Source organism: Mesorhizobium sp. M7A.F.Ca.AU.001.01.1.1, from assembly GCF_004022735.1.
Classification (GTDB): domain Bacteria; phylum Pseudomonadota; class Alphaproteobacteria; order Rhizobiales; family Rhizobiaceae; genus Mesorhizobium; species Mesorhizobium ciceri.
Window position 1 is genome coordinate 1 of the sequence record NZ_RZPF01000561.1, and the last position, 4,474, is coordinate 4,474.

Sequence of the window (4,474 nt, forward strand, 5' to 3'; positions counted from 1 at the left end):
GGGGTCGAGCTGCGCTCGGTGGCTGCGACGCGGCACCTGCCGTTGCAGGACTTCATTCTCGGCAACCGCCGCACGGCTCTGCTGCCCGGTGAGATGGTCACGGCGATCCGCGTGCCGAAGCCCAGCGGCACGTCGGCTTTCGTCAAGCTCGGCGCCCGGCGCTACCTCGTCATTTCCATCGCCATGGTGGCAGCACGTCTGGCCGTCGACAATGGCACCGTCCGGCAAGCGGCGGTCGCGGCCGGCTCCTGTTCGGTGGTGGCCAAGCGGCTGGCCGGCGTCGAAGCCGCGTTGTGCGGGCTGCCGGTGGATGGCGAGCTTGCCGATGCGGTCCTGTCCGCGCCGATGAGCGAACTGTCGCCGATCGCCGATGTGCGCGGCAGCGCCGAATACCGGCTTGATGCAGTGCGCGAGATTGTTGCCCGCGCCGTGCTTGCGGCTGTGGGGCGGACGACTGGCGAAGAGGTGGCGGCATGAGCCAGGTTCAACCTGACGTGCGTGAAGCAGTGCCCGACCTGGGCGCCGTTCGGCCTGCTCGCGGCCCGGAGCGCGTTGACATCGCCTTCGAGGTCAATGGCAGCGCCGTATCGGTCAATGTGCCGCCGCTGCGCCGACTGTCCCTGGTGCTGCGCGACGAACTGGGGCTGACCGGCACCAAGGTCGGCTGCGATGCCGGCGATTGCGGCGCCTGTACGGTGCTGGTCGACGGCGATCCCGTCTGCGCCTGCCTGATGTCGGCGGCGTCCGCTGCCGGCGCATCGGTGACGACAGTTGAAGGGCTTGCCAACGGCCGGCTGTCGACGTTGCAGGCCTCTTTCCTTGCCCATGGCGCTGCGCAGTGCGGGATTTGCACGCCCGCCCTGTTGGTTGCGGCGACGGCTCTGCTGGAGAAGAAGGCGAGCCCCACCGAGGTCGAGGTACAGGACGCGCTCGGCGGAATTCTGTGCCGCTGCACCGGCTACCGGAAGATCATTGCCGCAGTGATGGATGCCTCCCTGCAGGCAGCAAGCCTGGATTTCCGCTTGCCCCGGTCAGGCCACGCGATCGGTTCCTCGCCCATCCGGCTCGACGGCGTGCCGAAGGTCACCGGGGCTGAGAAATTCGGCAGCGATTCCTTCCCCGCCGATGCACTGGCGGTACTGGTGATCCGCTCTCCGCATTATCACGCCAGCTTCGCCTTCGGTGACCTCGATGGCTGGGCGAAGGCACATCCCGGTGTCGCCGGCGTCTTCACCGCCGCCGACATTCCGGGAAAAAACTGTTTCGGCGTCATCGGCCCCTTCGCCGACCAGCCGGCACTGGCCGAAGGGTTTGCCCGCCTTCGCGGTGAGGCGGTGGCGTTGGTCGCTGGCGAGCGCGAGGCGATGCTCGATATCGACCTCTCGGATTTTCCGATCCGCTGGACCGAATTGCCGCATGTTCTCCAATCCTGCGAAGCGCGCGCCGGCGGTGCCAAGCTCATCCATGAGAACAGACCGGCAAACCTGCTGACCTCCGGCTTCGTCGAACGCGGCGATCCGGAAGGGGCCCTTGCCGGTGCAGCGTTCACGGTGTCCGGCGTCATCGACACCTCCTATGTCGAGCACGCCTATATCGAACCGGAAGCCGGCTATGCCTATGTGGACGGCGACACGCTGGTCGTCGTCGCCTGCACCCAGGCGCCCTATATGGACCGCGACGAGACGGCGAAGGTGCTCGGCCTTGCCGTCGACAAGGTGCGCATCGTGCCGACCGCGACCGGCGGCGGTTTCGGCTCGAAGCTCGACGTCTCGCTGCAGCCGCTGATCGGCCTTGTGGCGATGAAGACTGGGCGGCCGGCGGCACTTGCCTACACCCGCACCGAATCGATGATGTCGACCACCAAGCGCCATCCGGCCGAGATGAAAGCAACCATCGGCGCCGATGCCGACGGCCTTGTCACCGGCATGATCTTCGAAGGCGATTTCAACACCGGCGCCTATGCAAGCTGGGGCCCTACCGTGGCCAACCGCGTGCCGGTGCACGCCTCCGGACCTTATGCGACGCCGAACTACCGCGCCGAAGGCCGCGCCATCCATACGCATGGGCCGATCTCCGGCGCCTTCCGCGGCTTCGGCGTGCCGCAAGCGACGATCATGCAGGAGACCCTCTATGATGAGCTGGCCGGCAAGCTCGGCATGGACAGGCTCGATTTTCGCTTGAAGAACTGCCTTCGGAACGGCTCCGAAACGGTCACAGGACAGCTTCTGGACTCCGGCGTCGGCATTGCCGAATGCCTCGAATCGCTGCGGCCGCACTGGGCGCGCGCGGCGGCCGATGCGGAGGCATTCAACAGCGCCAACACAGATAGAAAGCGCGGCGTCGGCGTCGCGTCCTGCTGGTATGGCTGCGGCAACACCTCGCTGCCCAATCCGTCGACCATTCGGGTCGGCATCGCGGCCGACGGCACGGTCATCCTGCACCAGGGCGCGGTCGATATCGGCCAGGGTTCGAACACGGTCATCGCCCAGATCTGCGCCGACGCGCTCGGCCTGCCGCTGGAGAGATTCCAGCTGAAGAGCGCCGATACATCAATTACTCCCGATGCCGGCAAGACATCGGCCTCGCGCCAGACCTTCGTCACCGGCAAGGCGGCCGAGAAGGCCGGCCGCGCCTTGCGTGAAAAGATACTTCGTTTCGCCAATGTTTCGGAAAAAGCCGCTCTCCAACTCGACGGCCCGGCGATCGTCATCCGCGAGGGAGAAGCCACGCGCCGCATCGACCTCACGACGTTGGATCTGGATGCCGAGGGCTTCGTCTTCCGCGCCGAGGAGACCTACGACCCGCCGACGCTGCCCCTCGATGCCAAGGGCCAGGGCAAACCCTACGCCGTTTACGGCTATGGCGCGCAGATCGCCGAACTGGAGGTCGATCTCAAGCTCGGCACGGTGAAGCTGATCAAGATCACCGCCGCGCATGATGTGGGCAAGGCGATCAACCCGCTGCTGGCCGAAGGCCAGATCGAGGGCGGTATCGCGCAAGGCATCGGCATGGCGCTGATGGAAGAGTACATCCCCGGCCGCACCGAGAACCTGCACGACTATCTCATCCCGACCATTGGCGACGTGCCGCCGATCGAGACCATCCTGATAGAAGTTCCGGATCCGGAAGGACCCTTTGGCGCCAAGGGTTTGGGCGAGCATGTGCTGATCCCGACTGCGCCGGCAATCCTCAACGCCATCCGCCACGCCACCGGCGTTCTGATCACCAAGGTTCCGGCGACGCCGACGCGTATCCGCGCTGGCATCCGCGAAAAAGATGGCATCCGCGAAAAGGAGGCACGCCGATGAGCGAGCTTGCCGAACGCTTCGAAACCCATGATCCCGGTGAGAAGCTGGTGGCGGAGAAGATCCGCTGCGATGCCTGTCCGGTGATGTGCTACATCGCTGATGGTCGCACCGGCGCCTGCGACCGCTACGGCAATGTCGGCGGCAGGATCGTGCGGATGGACCCGCTGACCATCCTCGACCATGCGGCCGAGGCCGGCGCGGCAATCGTGCCGTTCGTCGCCGAGGGCGAACAATGGGACGGCGAACTGGTCAACACCGGCCGCCGCTTCGTCACCGCAATCGGCGCCGGCACCACCTATCCCGACTACAAGCCGGCGCCGTTCATCGTCAGCCAGGAAGTCGAAGGCGTCGATCTCGTCACCGTCGTCACGGAAGGCATTTTTTCGTACTGCGGCGTCAAGGTGAAGATCGACACCGACCGGCATATCGGACCCGAGACGGCTATTGTGCGATCGCAAGGCGAGGCAATCGGCCATGTCACGACGGGCGAGTATGGCTCGCAGATGCTGTCGCTGGGCGGCGTGCATCATCTGACCGGCGGCTCGAAGGCCGAAGGACGCGCCACCTGCGACGCGCTGCTCAATCTGTGCAACCGCAAGCCGGTGGAACTCGCCATCGACGGCGGCGCCACCATAACAGTCGAAGCCGGCAAAGCGCCTGTCATCGACGGCAAGCAGGAACATCGCATGCGCGTCGGCTGCGGCTCGGCGACCATCGGCATGTTCGCCACGCAATGGCGCGGCCTTGTCGACGAGGTGGTGGTGGTCGACGACCACATCACCGGCGTCGTTTCCGAGCATCAGGCCGGCAAGGTGCTGGGCTGGCAGGACACAGGGATAAAGATCATCGGCCGCCGTTCGACGCCGGGCCGCTATTTCAAGGTGTCCGAGCCAGGCCTCGGCTGGGGCGGCACCAGCATTTCAGACCCGCTGTCGATCCTTGGCGAGTGGAACGCCAAGAAGGGTGCGCGGCCGGGCCTGTCGCTGCTGATGGTTTCGACCACCGGCGAGCAATTCGCCTATTACGAGCTCGACGACGAGTTGAAGCCGGTGCAAAAACCGTTTCCGGAACGGCTGCAAAAATCGGTCGGCCTGATCGAGGACAATTGCGAGCCGGCTTTGTGCACGGTGCTGTTCATCGGCGGCGCCGGCGGTTCGCTGCGCGCC

2 protein-coding genes and 1 pseudogene are annotated in these 4,474 nt (G+C 65.7%); all 3 read left to right on the plus strand.

The window, feature by feature from the left end; all coding sequences use genetic code 11:
- Positions 1-477 (plus strand): annotated as a pseudogene (locus EN884_RS27030) (FAD binding domain-containing protein); the annotation flags it as partial.
- Positions 474-3,308 carry a molybdopterin-dependent oxidoreductase gene (locus EN884_RS27035; RefSeq protein ID WP_063169736.1) on the plus strand — a complete coding sequence of 945 codons (2,835 nt, stop codon included), beginning with the start codon at positions 474-476 and terminating at the stop codon, positions 3,306-3,308. The pseudogene EN884_RS27030 and the gene EN884_RS27035, both read left to right, overlap by 4 nt.
- A partial coding sequence (locus EN884_RS27040) for a 6-hydroxynicotinate reductase (protein ID WP_128360830.1) occupies positions 3,305-4,474 on the plus strand: 1,170 nt, incomplete at its 3' end. The genes EN884_RS27035 and EN884_RS27040, both read left to right, overlap by 4 nt.